Raw genomic sequence first — 330 nt, 5'->3', positions numbered from 1 at the left:
CGCATGCCCCGCTGGTGGGCGGCGTCCACGAACTCCACGAAGTCGGCGAGGTCCCCGAAGTCGGGCAGCACGGCGGTGTAGTCGGAGACGTCGTAGCCGCCGTCGCGCAGCGGGGACTTGAAGAACGGCGGCAGCCAGAGGCAGTCCACGCCGAGCCACTGCAGGTAGTCGAGCTTGGCGGTCAGGCCCTTGAGGTCGCCGATGCCGTCGCCGTTGCTGTCCTGGAAGGAGCGGACGAGGACCTCGTAGAAGACGGCGCGTTTGAACCAGTCCGGGTCCCGGTCCTTGGCGGGGGTGTCCTCGAACGTGTCCGGTACGGGCTCGTTGACG

At 68.5% G+C, this 330-nt stretch carries 1 protein-coding gene; it reads right to left on the bottom strand.

Annotated features, from left to right (window positions below; all coding sequences use genetic code 11):
* The coding region (locus tag V5O46_RS31710; RefSeq protein WP_332888189.1) for an alpha-amylase family glycosyl hydrolase at positions 1 to 330 on the bottom strand (330 nt) is incomplete at both ends.

Origin of the sequence: Streptomyces poriticola (assembly GCF_036689765.1) — a bacterium.
GTDB lineage: Bacteria > Actinomycetota > Actinomycetes > Streptomycetales > Streptomycetaceae > Streptomyces > Streptomyces poriticola.
This window is presented reverse-complemented; position numbering and strand designations above follow the sequence as displayed.